Annotated in this window: 13 protein-coding genes and 1 tRNA gene; 5 read left to right on the top strand and 9 right to left on the bottom strand. The window is 62.8% G+C overall.

Annotation, left to right across the window (positions count from 1 at the left end):
* The first annotated feature begins 104 nt into the window (after nt 1-104).
* The gene (locus ACQ3C8_RS06630) at nt 105-800 is read left to right on the top strand and encodes a GntR family transcriptional regulator (RefSeq protein ID WP_428852901.1); all 696 of its coding nucleotides are present in this window, start codon (nt 105-107) and stop codon (nt 798-800) included.
* A 125-nt stretch (nt 801-925) separates the two neighbouring features.
* On the top strand, nt 926-2,068 hold the full coding sequence (locus tag ACQ3C8_RS06625; protein WP_428852900.1) for an iron-containing alcohol dehydrogenase: 1,143 nt from the start codon (nt 926-928) through the stop codon (nt 2,066-2,068).
* A gap of 133 nt (nt 2,069-2,201) precedes the next feature.
* On the opposite strand, the gene ACQ3C8_RS06620 is transcribed toward ACQ3C8_RS06625, so the two are convergent.
* The 5 genes from ACQ3C8_RS06620 to ACQ3C8_RS06600 form a co-directional block, all read right to left on the bottom strand.
* Nucleotides 2,202-3,020, bottom strand: a complete 819-nt coding sequence (locus ACQ3C8_RS06620; protein WP_428852899.1) for an ABC transporter ATP-binding protein — start codon at nt 3,018-3,020, stop codon at nt 2,202-2,204.
* 70 nt (nt 3,021-3,090) lie between these two features.
* Nucleotides 3,091-4,170, bottom strand: a complete 1,080-nt coding sequence (locus tag ACQ3C8_RS06615; protein ID WP_428852898.1) for an ABC transporter substrate-binding protein — start codon at nt 4,168-4,170, stop codon at nt 3,091-3,093.
* A 73-nt stretch (nt 4,171-4,243) separates the two neighbouring features.
* On the bottom strand, nt 4,244-5,053 hold the full coding sequence (locus ACQ3C8_RS06610; protein ID WP_428852897.1) for an ABC transporter permease: 810 nt from the start codon (nt 5,051-5,053) through the stop codon (nt 4,244-4,246).
* Nucleotides 5,041-5,862: an ABC transporter permease gene (locus tag ACQ3C8_RS06605; protein WP_428852896.1), complete on the bottom strand. Its 822-nt coding sequence runs from the start codon at nt 5,860-5,862 to the stop codon at nt 5,041-5,043. The genes ACQ3C8_RS06610 and ACQ3C8_RS06605 overlap by 13 nt, the downstream gene beginning before the upstream one ends.
* A gap of 122 nt (nt 5,863-5,984) precedes the next feature.
* Nucleotides 5,985-6,770 carry an SDR family NAD(P)-dependent oxidoreductase gene (locus ACQ3C8_RS06600; protein WP_009522553.1) on the bottom strand — a complete coding sequence of 262 codons (786 nt, stop codon included), beginning with the start codon at nt 6,768-6,770 and terminating at the stop codon, nt 5,985-5,987.
* Between the two features lie 437 nt (nt 6,771-7,207).
* Between ACQ3C8_RS06600 and ACQ3C8_RS06595 the strand changes: the two genes are divergently transcribed.
* Nucleotides 7,208-8,236 (top strand): LacI family DNA-binding transcriptional regulator, encoded by a 1,029-nt coding sequence (locus ACQ3C8_RS06595; protein WP_009522552.1) that lies wholly within the window; start codon nt 7,208-7,210, stop codon nt 8,234-8,236.
* A 24-nt stretch (nt 8,237-8,260) separates the two neighbouring features.
* Here the strand turns inward: ACQ3C8_RS06595 and ACQ3C8_RS06590 are convergent, their stop codons facing one another.
* Nucleotides 8,261-8,701 (bottom strand): carboxymuconolactone decarboxylase family protein, encoded by a 441-nt coding sequence (locus ACQ3C8_RS06590; protein WP_428852895.1) that lies wholly within the window; start codon nt 8,699-8,701, stop codon nt 8,261-8,263.
* Nucleotides 8,702-8,963: 262 nt separating this feature from the next.
* Here ACQ3C8_RS06590 and ACQ3C8_RS06585 point away from each other — a divergent pair.
* Nucleotides 8,964-9,050: transfer RNA gene (locus tag ACQ3C8_RS06585), tRNA-Leu, on the top strand.
* A gap of 314 nt (nt 9,051-9,364) precedes the next feature.
* Here the strand turns inward: ACQ3C8_RS06585 and ACQ3C8_RS06580 are convergent.
* The 3 genes from ACQ3C8_RS06580 to ACQ3C8_RS06570 form a co-directional block, all read right to left on the bottom strand.
* Nucleotides 9,365-9,568 (bottom strand): hypothetical protein, encoded by a 204-nt coding sequence (locus tag ACQ3C8_RS06580; protein ID WP_428852894.1) that lies wholly within the window; start codon nt 9,566-9,568, stop codon nt 9,365-9,367.
* A gap of 183 nt (nt 9,569-9,751) precedes the next feature.
* Nucleotides 9,752-12,898: an efflux RND transporter permease subunit gene (locus tag ACQ3C8_RS06575; protein WP_428852893.1), complete on the bottom strand. Its 3,147-nt coding sequence runs from the start codon at nt 12,896-12,898 to the stop codon at nt 9,752-9,754.
* A gap of 8 nt (nt 12,899-12,906) precedes the next feature.
* Nucleotides 12,907-14,121, bottom strand: coding sequence for an efflux RND transporter periplasmic adaptor subunit (locus ACQ3C8_RS06570; protein WP_428852892.1), 1,215 nt, complete (start codon nt 14,119-14,121; stop codon nt 12,907-12,909).
* Between the two features lie 320 nt (nt 14,122-14,441).
* Here ACQ3C8_RS06570 and hpnC point away from each other — a divergent pair, with 320 nt between their 5' ends.
* Nucleotides 14,442-15,299, top strand: a complete 858-nt coding sequence (gene hpnC / locus ACQ3C8_RS06565; RefSeq protein ID WP_428852891.1) for a squalene synthase HpnC — start codon at nt 14,442-14,444, stop codon at nt 15,297-15,299.
* The last annotated feature ends 44 nt before the right edge of the window (nt 15,300-15,343 follow it).

Genomic DNA, 15,343 nt, shown 5'->3' with positions numbered 1-15,343 from the left:
TCCGTCAAGCCCGCATCCTTCGGTGTTGGCGGGAGGCCACGCAAATACCGGTTAGCGGCGTTTCCCTTGATTTCTCCGACTGACTTGATTAATGTGAATTCAGCATGAATGCAAACGATAAACGCAACGCAGTCACGGCGCAAGACTTTGCTTACAGATTCATCAAGGAAGAGATCCTCTGCTTCCGGCTTCAGCCCAACGAGCACCTGAGTGCACTTGAGCTGGCCAACCGCCTGGAGGTCAGCCGCACGCCCATTCGCGAGGCATTGAGCCGGCTGGAGCAGGACGGACTGGTGACAAAAGGCGGCAGCGGAGGTTTTTATGTGCGCCCGATTTCCCTGAAGGAGATCGTCGACGCGTACCGGATTCGGGAGGTATTGGAGGTACAAGCTGCACTGGAGGCATTGCCGTTCGTGGATGACGCCCTGCTCGAACGACTGCGCCACATTCTCGCCGAGTGCGAAGCGCTGCTCGATCCGGACAAGTATGTGGAGTTCCTGCTGGCGATCCGCCGTTTCCAGGCCGAGATCGTTGTGGCCTCGGGCAATGGGTTCTTCGAGCAGGTCATGACGCCGATCATCGATCGCGCCCGCCTGGTGGGCGGCATGCTGATCCGCGTGCATGCGCCGCGCCAGCGCCAGGTCTACGACGAGAACGTGGCGATCTTCGAGGCGCTCGAAAAGCGCGATGCCGCGCTGGTGGAAGCGACCGTGCGCCGCCATGTGCAGAACGCCCGGGAACAGGTCGTGAAGCTGCTGACGAACGACACCGGCAATACCTATCTGGGCGCGAGCCGCTAAACATTTCGATGATGAGCGGACAAGGAGGTATCACGTAGGCCGGACAGGCACGCCACCATTTGCATGCCTGAGGGGACGGGCGTGCGTGAAAAATGTGTGGTCCCTATCAAAAGGAAAGTCTGTTCATGGCATTTATCAAGTACCTCACCGATATCCAGTTCGACTACGGCGCAGTCTCGTTGCTGCATGCCGAATGCCTCAAGGCCAATATCAAGCGCCCCTTGGTCGTCACCGACAAGGGTGTGCGGGCTGCAGGTGTCGCGGACATGGCCCTGGCTTCCGTCTCAGGAAAACTGCCGCTCGAGATCTTCGACGAAACGCCGGGCAACCCCACCGAAGCCGCAGTCGAAGCCGCGCTCGCGGCCTATCGGGCCCACGATGCCGACGGCATCATCGCCATTGGCGGTGGCTCGGCGCTCGATCTCGCCAAGGCACTGGCCATTGCCGCGACGCACCCCGGTCCGCTGGCGCAGTACTGCACCATCGACGGCGGCTCGAACAAGATCACCGATGCCTGCGCCCCCACCATCGCCATTCCGACGACCTCGGGCACCGGAAGCGAAGTCGCACGCGGCGCCATCATCATCCTGCACGATGGCCGCAAGGTAGGCTTCCACTCATGGCATCTCATGCCGCGCTGCGCGATCTGCGACCCCGACCTGACGCTCGCCCTCCCCCCTGCCCTCACGGCTGCCACAGGCATGGATGCCATTGCCCACTGCATCGAGTCATTTCTGTCACCAGCCTTCAACCCGCCTGCCGAAGGCATTGCCCTCGATGGCCTGGAGCGGGCCATGAAATGGATTGACGTTGCCGTCAACGATGGCAAGAACCGCGAGGCGCGCAAGCACATGATGTCAGCCTCCATGCAGGGTGCCATGGCCTTCCAGAAAGGGCTGGGCGCCGTGCACTCACTCTCCCACGCGCTTGGCAGCTATGCGGGCAAGAGCCTGCATCACGGCACGCTGAACGCCGTGCTCCTGCCTGCCGTCCTGCGCTTCAACGAATCTGCCGAAAGCGTGATTGCCGACGACAAGTACCCGCGGCTCAAGCGCGCCGTCGGCCTCGCACAGGACCGTCAGCTGGACGAGCTGATCGTCGAAATCAACCAGCGCATCGGCATCCCGTCCGGTCTCGGCGCCATGGGCGTACCCGAGAGCTTTGTCGGCGAAGCCGTGCAAAAAGCCATGCACGACCATTGCCATGGCACGAATCCCCGCGTCGCGACACCAGAGCAGTACACCGCACTGATTCGCGAAAGCTGGTGATGGAAGGAGCGCCTCCGGGCGCTCCCCTTGCCGATACAACGCGCTCGCTGCCTTATGACGCCTTCCCCAAAAAAAATCCGGCCACGCGGGCCGGAAAGCGAGGAAACTACAACACAACGGTAACACGCCAGTATCACGCCACGGCCGCCGCCGGCGTTCGTGGCGCACCCTGCTCCAGCTCCCGCAGCAGGCGCCAGATGCGCGTGCGCAGATGCACGAAGGACTCCAGATCCATGACTTCCTCGATGTGCTCGCAACTGTCCCACGCATCCTGCTTGCGTACGGTCGCCACATCGATGATTTCCTGCACATGGCCGGGCCGGCCGCTCAGCACCACCACACGGTCGGCAAGATAAACCGCCTCTTCCACGCTATGGGTAATGAACAGCACCGTGCGCGGGTTCACCCGCGCGAGGCGCACCAGTTCTTCCTGCATGACCACGCGCGTTTGCGCATCGAGCGCGCCGAACGGTTCATCCATCAGCAGTACATCCGGATCGAGCGCGTAGCTGCGGGCAATCGCCACCCGCTGCTGCATGCCGCCCGACAGCTGGTGGGGAAACGCATTCTCGTAGCCCTCCAGACCCATGAGCCGGAGATACCGCGTCACCGCGTCCTGTTGCCGCGCGGCGTCCGCACCCTGGCACTTGACGCCGAAGGCAATATTCTCGCGAACAGTTTTCCATGGAAACAGTGCGAACTGCTGGAACACCACGGCACGCTCGGGACCGGGGCCTTTCACGGGCTTGCCCCCCACCTTCACCGCGCCGCTGGAGGGAAACTCCAGGCCCGCGGCCATGCGCAGCAGCGTGGTCTTGCCACAGCCAGATGGCCCGACAATCGCCACGAATTCCTTCTCGCGCACCTCGAAGCTGACGTCACGCAAAGCCATGAAGGTTTCATCCCCGCGCCGGAAGATGCGCCGCACCTGTTCGAATGTGATCTGACTCATGTGGTCTCCTATCCCGAAACCGCGCTGGAAGACGCCGCGCAACATTGCACGGCGCCTTCCATATACGCATTCAGTCGCCAGTATTCTCGGCGAATGCCTTCAGCTTCGGATCGTTCTGGATCATCAGCAGGTACTTGTTGGTCACGTGGTCCTTGACCGAAGGAATCTTGCGCACCACGCCCACGGATTCCATGAACTTGCTGACCTGCATCCACCAGTCGGCCATCTGCGACTTCTCGCCGCCATCGAAGATCTTCAATTGTTCCGCCAGCGTATAGGCCGGCCGGTCACGCAGCTCGCGGGCCAGGTACTCGGGCGGGATATTGACGCCGACAGACTTGAAGAAAGCGCCCAGGTAAGCTTCGGCTTCCTTCGGATTGGCACGCTGCCAGGCAACAGCGCGCAGGTACACGGCCAGGAACTTGGCTACGGCATCCGGATTCTCCTTGGCGAAGGCCGGCGTCACAAACAGGTTGCTGGTGATCGGCAGGCCGACATCCGCACCCGTGCAGATCACCTTGGCACCGATGGTCGATTCAAGGATGTAGGTGTTGGGCGCCCACACCTGTGCAACGTCATAGCGTCCGCTGTTGACCGCGGCGTTGATCTCGGACGGCGAAAGATTGACGAAGCGGTAGTCATCCGGCTTGAGGCCGAACTTCTTCTCCAGGCACACTGCCGCGCCCCAGTGACCGGTCGAATTGGTCGTCACCGGAATGGTCTTGCCTTTCAGCAAGGCAGGATTTTTGGCGTAGGCGTCTGCCTTGTCCTTGGTGGCCATGATGGAGATGATGGCCGCTTCGCCATCCGCCAGGCCAATGGTCTGCAGACCATAACGCGAAGCGCCGAGCACCGAGGGAATATTGCCGGCGCCGCCGACATCCCACGAGCCGGACGCACCGGCGGCGATTTCCGGCGCCCCTGAGGAGAACGTCGACATGACCGGGTCGAGGCCCACCTGTTTCCACCACCCCTTTTGCGTGGCGATATACCACTCCAGCCCCCAGCGCTGCGGTTGCTGGGCAATCCGGATCTTCACCGGCCCCTTGTCGTCGCCCGGCGCAGCGACCGCCGGCGCGCTGAATGCTGCCGCGAGAACCGAAGATGTTGCGAGTGCTGCCAGTGCCTTGATATAGCGATGCCTCATCATTTGCCTCCTCCCTTTGGCGGGTGTGTTGTACAGAGCGCGAACCCGTGCCGCAATAGCGCGGGCCCGCGCTGGATCAGTTGCGCCAGTTGCGGCGGATACGCTGTTCGACACGGCGCATCACGTAATCGATCAATGCACCGACCACCCCGATGGTGATCATCCCGACCACCACGACATGTGCGGCGAGATTGCTCTCTCCCTGGATGATCATGTAGCCCAGGCCGGTCGACCCGACGATCAGTTCCGCGCCGATCAGCGACTGCCAGCCAAAGCCGGCGCCGATGCGCATGCCTGCGACGATCTGCGGCAGCGCGGCGGGAAACAGCACTTCGGTCAGCGTCAGCCAGCGGCTCGCGCCCAGCATCTGCGCGGCTTCGAGCAGGGGATTGTCGATCTGGCGCGCACCGCTGTAGGCATTGACCACGCAGGACGAGAACACCCCGGAAAAGATCACTACCGTCGGCGACAGGAAGCCCGTGCCGAGCCAGAGAATGGAGAACGGCACCCAGGCGATCGGCGGGACGAAGCGCAGCGCTTCGATCACTGGACCGAAGGCCCACTCCATGATGCGGAAGCGCCCCATCAGCAAGCCAAGCGGCACACCGACGATCACGCCCAGCACATAGGCGATGGCAAACTTGCGCAGACTGGCGAGCAGATGCTCCTGTAGCAGCGCGCCGGAGTATGGCTCGTGCGTGAGCAAGAGCATCTCCTTGAACACCAGTGTCGGGCTTGGCAGGAAGTTCTCCGGCACCAGGCCCGATTCCGTGACCAGCGCCCACCCACCCAGCAGCGTGAGCACCCCGAGTACCGGCAGGATCCAGCCCTCCAGCTGGGCGCGTCGCTTGGCGGCGCGATCTTCCTCGAGCATCAGCGCTTCCATGGCATGACCCTCCGTTCGATGACGGTCAGTGCCGTATTCATCAGCACGCCGAGCAGCGCCACGGTGACCATGGCCACGAAGATCATGCTTGGATCGAGGTCACGCGTGGCATTGATCATGATGTAGCCGAGCCCCATGAACGACCCGACCAGTTCGGCCGCCACCAGCACCATCCAGCAGGCCTGCAACGAGATCCGCAAACCGGTGAAGATGGTCGGCAAGGCATTGGGAATGACCACGTCGCGCAGCAGTTGCCAGGTCGAGGCGCCGTGCACGCGCGCGGCTTCTACAAGCACCGGGTTGATGTTGCGGATACCGGTGTGCGTATTGATCAGTGCCGGCGAGAAGGCCGCCAGCCAGATCACGAATACCTTGGCGGAAATGCCGAGGCCGAACCACAGGATCGTCAGCGGAATCCAGGCGATCGGGGCAATCGGCCGCATGATCTGGAAGATCGGATTCAGGTAGGCATCGGCCATGCGGTTCCAGCCCATGAGCAGGCCGAGCGGCACGCCCGTGAGGATGGCGGCGGCGAAACCGAGCAGCACCAGGCCGAGGCTCGATCCGATATGTGCGAGCAAGGTAGAGCCCGCATATCCAGGCGAGAGCGCCAGGCGGAATGCGGCATAGGCATCGCTGATCGATGGGAACTTGATGGGGGCGACCAGCTCCAGCGGGCCGGTCGCCAGATACCAGAACCCAATGAGCGCGGCGATCAGCCCGCTCCTCACCGTCCAGCGCAGGCGACGATGGCGCTGCTCGATGGAAAGCGCTGGCTTGCTTCGCCCAGGCGATAACGGCGCGGACATGGCCGATGTACCTCCCCTGCTGATTTTCTGCTGCATCCATTCCTCCTTCGAGGCGTTTCCACATCACCCCGGGTGTTCTTGTTCTGAATGTCCCGCGTTGCGAAGATGCGTCCGGAATGGCCTTATTGAGGCAGTCCGCCGTATGGCATCCAGCCACAGCCGATGGTCACGCCGCCATCGCAGGGAATCGTCGCGCCGGTCACGCCGCTGGCGCTGGCACTCAGCAGGAAATAGATGACCTCGGCAATTTCCGATGGCTGCATGAGGCGGCCTTGCGGCGTCGCGTTGATGATCGGCCCGAAATCGCGTTCGCCACCGCGTTCCTTGGGCCGCAGGAACGGGGTATCAGTCCAGCCCGGCGCCACGGCGTTGACGCGCACGCCACGTTTTGCCCACTGCACGGCCAGGGCCTCGGTCAGATTGACGACGGCAGCCTTGGCCGCGCCATAGGCCAGCACCGGTCCCGAGCGGAATGCCAGCACCGAGGCGATGTTGACGACAGCGCCTGCGCCACGCGCAGCCATATCGCCGCCAATCACCTGGCAGGCGAGATACGTCGTCTTGAGATGGGAATCGAGGATGCGCGACCATTCCTCGACGGGAAAATCCTCGATCGACCGGGGAACCTGCGGCAACCCTGCGCAGTTGACAAGGCCATTGATGGGCGGGAGGTCAGCCGCGACCGCAGCGTAGCCAGCCGCGACGGCGTCGCGGTCAAGCGCATCGACGCGAATGCCGCGTGCCCTGGCGCCAAGCGCCTGCGCGAGGGTCTGTGCGGCCTCGCCATTCAGATCCATGATGGCGACATGGCCGCCTGCTTCGACCACCTTGCGAGCCGTGGCCGCACCGATACCACTGGCGCCGCCTGTTACCACCACGCACAACCCTGCCATACCGCGACTTTCCATCCTGAGCTCCATCTTGCCTACCGAATCTGGACTGCCGTGCCATTGGCACGACAGGCTGTTCTGTTGCTACCTGCGAGCGTCAACCGGCTATACCGCGCGATCAGGTCATGCATTCCAGCAGCCCTTTCGGGTGGGATCAGCGCCGCTGAAGGCACCACCGCGATCGCTTCGGACGAATGCCATCCGGACACGCCAGCCAATCCGCCGAGAAAAACCACACTCTCGACCGCAATGGAAAACGTTTGCCATGGCTCAGAGTAGTAGACCGTAAAAGCTCCTGTCAAGACGATCAGGCCGGCAAAATCCCAGACCTAGTACAAACACTGATAAGCCCAATCAAATAGCGGAATTACTAGAGATATAAAAAGTGCCCTTGGCTCGCCTTTTCGCCGCTAGAATAAGCAGGTGCCTAACCGGAAAACGTTTTCCATAATGCGATGAAACCTGCAGATTCGCCCATCACGATCAAGGATGTTGCGCGCAAGGCTGGCGTGTCGGTAGCGACGGTATCGCGTGCGCTCAACAAGCCGGGCCGTGCAAGCGCCGAGATGGTGGCGCAGGTGCGCGCCGCCGCCGACGCGCTGGGCTACATCCCCTATCGTGCCGCGGGCTCGCTGGTCTCGAAACGCTTCAAGGCAGTCGGCGCGATTGTGCCGACCATCGACAATGCGATCTTCGCGCAGGCCCTGCATGCACTGCAGAGCCGCCTGAACGCCCATGGCTATACCTTGCTGCTGGCCAGCAACCACTACGACGCAGCGCGCGAGGTGGCGGAGGTGCAGTCTTTGATCGAGCACGGCGTGGATGCCATCGTGCTCGTCGGCGAAACCCATCATCCGGGCGTGTTGCGGCTGCTGGAGAGCAAACGCATCCCATTCGTCAACACCTGGATCTACAACCCGGCCAGCCCGGCTCCGTGCATCGGCTTCGACAACCGCGCGGCCATGATGCGCCTGACCAATTACCTGCTGGATCTTGGGCACCGCCGCTTTGCCATGATCGCGGGCCTGACGCAGAACAACGACCGCGCGGCGCAGCGGCTCGAGGGTGCCCGCGCGGCGCTGGCAGCACGCGGCATTGCCCTGCCGCCCGAACGGATCATCGAGAGTCCTTACACAATTGCCGCCGGTCGCAGCGCCCTGCGCGTGCTGATGCATGCGCCGGAGCCGCCGACAGTCATCCTGTGCGGCAACGACATCCTGGCGTTCGGCGCGATCTGCGAATGCATCGCCACCGGTATCTCGGTACCGCAGGATCTGTCCATTGCGGGCTTCGATGATTTCGAACTGTCATCGCACATGACACCCTCGCTCACCACCATCCGGGTGCCGGCCATCGAGATGGGCACCTGTGCCGCCGACTTCGTGGTATCGCATCTCGAAGGCAAGCCGATGCCGATCCATATCGAGTTCGAGGCGGAGCTGATTGTCCGCGGGTCGACCGTGCCGCCAGCGCGGCAGGATTAGCGCAGCGGCATCAGGACGGCAGGATCAATGCGGGTGGACCATCCGCGTCGATACGGCGACGCGGTTCCAGACGTTGATGGCGCCAATCGCCACGATCAGCTGCGAGAAGCCGACTTCGTCGAAATGCGCGCGCACCTCTTCATATAATGCATCGGGCACATCATTCTGCGACAGGCGCGTCACGCTTTCCGTCAGTGCGAGGACCGCGCGCTCGCGTGCATCGAACAGCGGTGACTCCCGCCATACGGACACGAGATGAAGCTTCTGCGCCGGCATGCCATCGGCCAGCGATTCCTCAACGTGCATATTGACGCAAAACGCACAGCCATTGATCTGCGAGGCGCGCAGTTTGATGAGGTGTAGCAGTTGCTGGTCGATGCCCGAATGCTTCACCGCCGCGTCCAGCGCAGCGATGGCGCGATACAGTTCGGGCGTGGCCTGGGAGAGGTTCAAACGTTGTTTCACCGGCAGCCTCCACGGCATGGCAAAAGCGATAGCTTACTGCCGGGCGCAGACTCCTTGCCAGATCGACCCGCTTGCGCGCAGGGGAATCCCTGATGCAGCCTCCATGCGCCAAAGCCGGGCTGGTGCAACGCGGGCCGTCGGTTGCGGCGTCGCAGGCCACTCAACCCGCCTCGCGAGGGATAAAATTGCACAACGACTGGATCGAAGCGGGCGGATTGCGATACAATCCGCCCTTCGCCAAACAATGGCGAACCGGGACCGTGCGAGGGTGGCGAAATTGGTAGACGCACCAGGTTTAGGTCCTGACGCCAGCAATGGTGTAGGGGTTCGAGTCCCCTCCCTCGCACCATCTCTCGATATCACCGGAAATTCACCCGAATCCTTGTGGGTCACTGGGTGAAGCCCTGCCAACTCACGGAAGCAGGATTCCAAGCTCGGTTCAGCACGAGTCTCTCCGCTACCCTGGGGGGTTCGCGCACATTACGCTGCACCCCGCCTTGGCCCCAGCGGCGCGTGGCAGTCGAACCGCCCTGCACTCCCCGTACTCCCTTCTACGCCACCGCCGTGGCCATCGACACAGCCAGCGTCACCAGCTCGCGCTGATTCGCAGCTTCGCGTGACACGCCAGCGGTATCGCATCGACCCCGCTGGAGAGGGCATCACTCAGGCGCCCATGTCGCGTACCGCGCGCAGTGCGTCCTGATACTTGGTTTCAAGGGCTTCAAGCAGGGGAATATCGAAATCCTCGGGAGGCCAGCGATATCCCTGATCGATTTGCCATGCGTAGTGCTTGCGCTGCTCCATGAGACGATCCTTGATCGCAGCGACCGTACAGCGGAGTTCCTCCTCGTCCAGCATCAACAGCATTGCACCCTCTTGAATCAGGAATCCATTCGCCCGCGGTTATACCAAGCGGAAGAGGATGCGTCCAGGTTGTCCTGCCACCTTTCATTAATCGAGGCAATGGCCAGGTACCCCAGCGGGGGGTGCCAGCTCCGCGCGGCATCTCGCTCCGGAATACTGCAGTGCCGGACAGGAACGCAAGGCATGTCAGCTGCTGTGCGCTGGCACACCGCCCTCGGCCTCGGGCCGCTTGACACGGAACCACGCGGCATACAGGGCTGGCAGGAACAGCAGTGTCAGCACGGTGGCAACGATCAGCCCGCCCATGATGGCAACGGCCATTGGTCCCCAGAACACGCTGCGCGACAGCGGGATCATGGCCAGCACGGCCGCTGCCGCCGTCAGGATGATCGGCCGGAAACGCCGTACGGCAGATTCCACGATCGCAGTCCAAACGGGCACACCGGCCTGGATATCCTGCTCAATCTGGTCGACCAGGATCACCGAGTTGCGGATGATCATGCCCATCAGGGCCGTGATGCCCAACTGCGCCACGAAGCCCATCGGCGCCTGCAGGAGCAGCAGCGTACCGGCCGCGCCGATCAGTCCCAGCGGGCCGGTCAGGAACACCATCACGGAACGCGAGAAGCTGTGCAGCTGGAGCATCAGCAGCGTGAAGATCAGGAAGATGCACAATGGCATCTGCGCGGCAATCGAGGCGCCAGCGTTGGCGCTCTCTTCCTCGGCGCCGGCGATCTTGATCTGGTAGCCCATCGGCAGGCGCTTGCGGATGCCGTCGAGCTGCGGATTGACCTGCGCGGTCACCGTGGGCCCCTGGATACCATCAACCACATCGGCCTGCACGGTAATGCCGAAATCGCCATTCTCACGCCAGATCACACCCGGTTCCGAGGCCAGATGGATACGGACAAGCTGCGTCAACGGCACACTTTGCCCGTTACTGGTCCGCACGACCGCGCTCTGCAGGTCGGACATGGTGTCGCGCTCTTCGCGGGGCGTGCGCATGACAATATCGATCAGCCGCACGCCATCGCGGAACTGTCCGACCGGCACGCCGGTGAGGATGGCTTGCGTCGCCTGCGCGATGGTATTGGTGGTGACGCCCAGGGCGCGCGCCTTGTCCTGGTCGATATCGAGCCGCAGGATCTTGACGGATTCGTTCCAGTTGTCGTTCACGCCCACGGTATAGGGATTTTGCGCCATCACGGCCTTGACTTCATCCGCATACTTGCGCACCAGCTTCATGTCTGGCCCCACCACGCGGAACTGGACGGGATATGGCACGGGCGGCCCATTAGGCAGCAGCTTGACCCGGCCACGGGCATGCGGGAACGACTCGTCAAGCACAGTCTGGATCCGCTTGCGCAGACGCTCGCGCGCCTTCAGGTCGGACGGCATGACGATGATCTGCGCGACGTTGGTCTGCGGAAATATCTGATCCAAAGGCAGGTAGAAACGCGGCGCGCCGGTGCCGACGAACGACGTGATGCTGACGACGTCCGGCTCCTGCGCGATCAGGGTTTCGAAGCGCTTCACATCGACTTCGTTCTGCGTGTAGCTGGAACCTTCAGGCTGCCAGATCTCGACCATCAGTTCGGGGCGGCTGGAGTCCGGGAAAAACTGCTTTTCGACATACTGGAACCCGAACAGCCCAAGTGCGAACGTAGCGAGCGTCGCCGCGATCACGATCTTGCGGTAGGTCACGCACCAGTCAACGAGACGGCGGAAGCGGTTGTAGAACGGCGTATCGAACAGCTCGTGATGCGAACCGCCGTGCTGGCCGCGCGGCTTGGTCTTGAGCAGGAGATAGCCCAGGTAGGGAGTAAACACCACGGCGGCAAACCACGACAGCACCAGCGCCAGCGCGGTCACGGCAAAGATGCCGAAGGTGTACTCGCCAACAGTGGAGCGCGCCAGGCCAACAGGCAGGAAGCCAGCCGCGGTGATCAGCGTACCGGTCAGCATCGGCATGGCCGTGGAGGTATAGGCGAAGGTCGCCGCCTCCATCTTGGAAAAGCCCTCTTCCAGCTTGCGCACCATCATCTCCACGGCGATGATGGCATCGTCTACCAGCAAGCCGAGCGCGATGATCAGCGCACCCAGCGAGATCTTGTGCAGGCCGATATCGAAGATGTTCATGAAGAGGAATGTCACGGCGAGCACGAGCGGGATCGTCAGGCCCACGACCAGACCCGGCCGCGTATCGATGCGTAGCGGACGCGTATGCAGTCCCAGGGACAGAAAGCTGACGGCCAGCACCACGACCACGGCCTCGATCAGCACTTTCACGAACTCGTTGACAGACGATTTGACCGCCTGCGGCTGGTCCTGTACCTGGGCCAGCTCGATCCCGACCGGCAGGCCCTGGCGCACCTCGGCAACCGTCTGCTCCAGCGCCTTGCCCAGGGCAATGATGTCGCCCCCCTTGGCCATCGAGATCCCCAGGCCGATGACTTCCTTGCCGTTGAAGCGCATCTTCGAGTTGGGCGGGTCGATATAGTCGCGATGGATCGTGGCGATATCGCCGAGCCTTACATTGCGGCCGGCATTCGAACCCGTATTGGCACCACTAGGCACCCGCAACACCAGGTTGGCAAGGTCCGCGGTATCGCTGAATGCGCCGGACAGGCGGATCTGCATGTTGTCGGTCGGCGTCACCAGCACGCCGCTGCCTTCCAGATTGTTCTGCTGGGCAATCTGCGTCGCGATGCTGTTGATATCGAGACCCAGCTGCGCCATGCGCGCCTGCTGGAATTCGATATAAACCTTTTCGTCCTGCACGCCCAGCAGTTCGACCTTGGCGACCGACTTCACGCGCAGCAGCTGTTGTCGCACGGCATCGGCGTAATCGCGCAATTCCCGATAGCTGAAGCCATCCGAAGAGAGTGCGTAGATCGAGCCGTAGACATCGCCAAACTCGTCGTTGAAGAACGGGCCATGCACGCCCGCCGGAAACGTACCGGCAAGGTCGCCGACCTTCTTGCGGACGGTGTACCAGATCTGGCTGATTTCCTTGGCCGGCGAGTTATCTTTCAACTGAAAGATAATCATCGTTTCGCCTGGCTTGGAATAGCTGCGGATCTTGTCTGCGTACGGCACTTCCTGCAGGGTCTTCTCGATCTTGTCGGTAACCTGGACGGCGATCTGCTCCGCCGTCGCTCCCGGCCAGACTGCGCGAACCACCATGGCACGGAAGGTAAACGGCGGGTCCTCGTCCTGACCGAGCTGGAAGAAGGCGAGCATGCCGCCCAGCAGCAGCACGACAAGCAGGTAACGCGTCAGCGCCTGATGCTCGAGCGCCCAGCGCGAAAGATTGAAGCGGGAAGGGTTCATGAGGCGATTTACCGGGCCGGCGCTGTACGATTGGGGGCCGTAGCTGGCGTGGAGGCCGCTTGATGCCCGTTGCCTGCCTCATCGCCCATCACGCGCACTTTCTGGCCAGGCTTGAGCAGATGAACACCCGCAGTCACGATAAGCTTCCCAGGCTGAAGGCCTTGTGTCACCGTCACCCGGTTGTCCACTGGATCGCCAAGCGTGACCGTTACCGGGCTCACCGACTGGCTGGCCGGATCATAGATCCATACCTGGCTGTGGCCATTGACCTGCAGGAGCGCACTGAGCGGTACGCTCAACGCCTGCGCAGCGGCATCGCGGGCCAGCATGACCGTTGCCGTCATGCCCAGGCGGAGCTCGGCGGGCGGATTGGGCAGCGCGACGCGCACGGTATACGTTCGGGTGGCGGCGTCTGCTGCCGGAGCAATCTCGCGCACACGACCTGGGAGCGTGCGCGCTTCATCAGCCCACAGGCGTACCGTCGCGGCAGCCCCGACACGTACCTGCCCAACCTGATCCTCTGGCAAGGCGATGACCACCTCTTTCTCTGCCGTCTGCGCCACGCGCACGACTGGCTGGCCAGGCGACACCACCTGCCCGACCTCGGCTTCGATCGCCGTCACCACGCCCTCTGCGTCCGCCAGGAGTTCGCCATAGGCGAGCTGGTTGGACTGGCTGCTCAGCCCGGCCTGCGCCTGCCGGTAGCGCGCCTCTGCGGCATCGTACGTCGCCTTGCGGCGCTGCTGTTCGGCGGCGCTGATGAAGCCTTTGGCGTACAGGTCATCGAAACGCTTGAGATCGCTGTGCGCGAGGTCGCGTTCGGTCCGGGCAGCTTCCAGCTGGGCCCGGGAACCGCTCTCGGCCAGCTTCAGATCCGCCAGATCGAGCCGCGCAAGCACCTGCCCTTTCTTGACCGTCGCGCCAACGTCGACCAGGCGCGCAGCCACCTTGCCGCCGACGCGAAAGCCCAGGCGCGACTCGATGCGCGCCTGCACATTGCCAGAATAAGTCACTGCACTGTCGGCACCCGCTGGCTGCAGCTTCATCAGGCGCACCGGGCGTGGCGGGGCTTCAGCCTCGGGTTGCTTGCCGCATGCCACCAGCAGACACGCCACTGCACCAGCTGCTGCCATCCGCCGCCAGAGACTGCCCGCCGTTCTCGTGGGTGCTCGGGGTACGACGGCAATGCCCGGGCGAACGCCTGGGATGCGCAAATCCGACATGACCATTCCAGTAAATTACCGATGGGTCAGTAATATATCGAAGGGGTTGGGAGGCGTCAAACGAGAACGGTGCCGATGGCGCTTGAGCCTCACCTTACCGACATAGGCGTAAAACATGCGCTCTGGCCTGATTTAGCCTCACAGCCAGCCTGTACCATCAATCCATTCTGCTCGCATGGCTGCGCGGATAACTTCGCGAATCATTGCTCGAATTGGCACGCGAACCAGGGCCGCACAGAAGATGCCAGGACACTAACCTATGGTTAAATCGCGCCATGACCTCAGGCCGCCCCTCTCTACCTTCTGCAGCCGGCACCCCGATGGCCGCCCGTACCGACACCCGGATCGATCATTACGAGAACTTCCCGGTTGCCAGCCTGCTGTTGCCCAAGGCGCTGCGCTGGCCGGTGACGGTGATCTACCGTATCGCGCGCAGCGCCGACGACATTGCCGACGAAGGCGATGCTCCGGCCGTAGAGCGGCTAGCCTTGCTGGCCGAATATCGCGCGGAGCTCGACCGCATCGCACAGGATATGCCGGCGCGTGCGCCAATGTTCCAGGATCTGGCTGAGGTCGTGCGCCAGTATCGCTTGCCTCTGCAGCCGCTGTACGAACTGCTGTCGGCGTTCGAACAGGATGCGCGGTTTGTCCGCATGACGGACGCAGCCATGCTGCTCGACTACTGCACCCGCTCCGCCAATCCGGTCGGTCACCTGATGCTGCATCTGTACGGCGCGGCCACGCCGGAACGTCTCGCCCAGTCGGATGCGATCTGCACGGGTTTGCAACTGGTGAATTTTTGCCAGGATGTGGCCGTGGACTGGCGCAAGCAACGCGTCTACCTGCCCGCGGATGCCTGCGCCCGGCATGGCGTGACTGATGCCCATTTCGCCGAAGGCCGCTGTGATGCGCAGTGGCGCGCCCTGATGTCGGAGTGGGTCGATCGGACGCGCGCAATGCTACAATCCGGCGCGCCACTGGCACTTGGCATGCCGCCCGGTACGGCACGGCGGATCGGCTGGGAACTACGCCTCATCGTACAGGGTGGATTGCGTATCCTGGAGCGTATTGAAGCCGCGCGGTACGATGTGTTCAGGCAACGCCCCACGCTGCGCGCAGCCGACTGGTGCATCATGCTCGCGCGCGCCGCTGTCATGCGCGTGCCTCCTGCCGGCTAAGGCAGCCGAGCATGCGCAACGCGGCAACGCTGTCCTGTCGCAGT

This window comes from Imbroritus primus (assembly GCF_964332355.1).
In the GTDB taxonomy this organism is placed as follows: Bacteria; Pseudomonadota; Gammaproteobacteria; order Burkholderiales; family Burkholderiaceae; genus Imbroritus; species Imbroritus primus.
This window is presented reverse-complemented; position numbering and strand designations above follow the sequence as displayed.

What these genes read in the sequence shown, in the direction of transcription:
- ACQ3C8_RS06630 (WP_428852901.1), top strand. Translation starts at nt 105, where the DNA reads ATGAATGCAAACGATAAACGCAACGCAGTCACGGCGCAAGACTTTGCT.
- ACQ3C8_RS06625 (WP_428852900.1), top strand. Translation starts at nt 926, where the DNA reads ATGGCATTTATCAAGTACCTCACCGATATCCAGTTCGACTACGGCGCA.
- ACQ3C8_RS06620 (WP_428852899.1), bottom strand. Translation starts at nt 3,020, where the DNA reads ATGAGTCAGATCACATTCGAACAGGTGCGGCGCATCTTCCGGCGCGGG.
- ACQ3C8_RS06615 (WP_428852898.1), bottom strand. Translation starts at nt 4,170, where the DNA reads ATGATGAGGCATCGCTATATCAAGGCACTGGCAGCACTCGCAACATCT.
- ACQ3C8_RS06610 (WP_428852897.1), bottom strand. Translation starts at nt 5,053, where the DNA reads ATGGAAGCGCTGATGCTCGAGGAAGATCGCGCCGCCAAGCGACGCGCC.
- ACQ3C8_RS06605 (WP_428852896.1), bottom strand. Translation starts at nt 5,862, where the DNA reads ATGTCCGCGCCGTTATCGCCTGGGCGAAGCAAGCCAGCGCTTTCCATC.
- ACQ3C8_RS06600 (WP_009522553.1), bottom strand. Translation starts at nt 6,770, where the DNA reads ATGGAAAGTCGCGGTATGGCAGGGTTGTGCGTGGTGGTAACAGGCGGC.
- ACQ3C8_RS06595 (WP_009522552.1), top strand. Translation starts at nt 7,208, where the DNA reads ATGAAACCTGCAGATTCGCCCATCACGATCAAGGATGTTGCGCGCAAG.
- ACQ3C8_RS06580 (WP_428852894.1), bottom strand. Translation starts at nt 9,568, where the DNA reads ATGCTGTTGATGCTGGACGAGGAGGAACTCCGCTGTACGGTCGCTGCG.
- ACQ3C8_RS06575 (WP_428852893.1), bottom strand. Translation starts at nt 12,898, where the DNA reads ATGAACCCTTCCCGCTTCAATCTTTCGCGCTGGGCGCTCGAGCATCAG.
- ACQ3C8_RS06570 (WP_428852892.1), bottom strand. Translation starts at nt 14,121, where the DNA reads ATGTCGGATTTGCGCATCCCAGGCGTTCGCCCGGGCATTGCCGTCGTA.
- hpnC (WP_428852891.1), top strand. Translation starts at nt 14,442, where the DNA reads ATGGCCGCCCGTACCGACACCCGGATCGATCATTACGAGAACTTCCCG.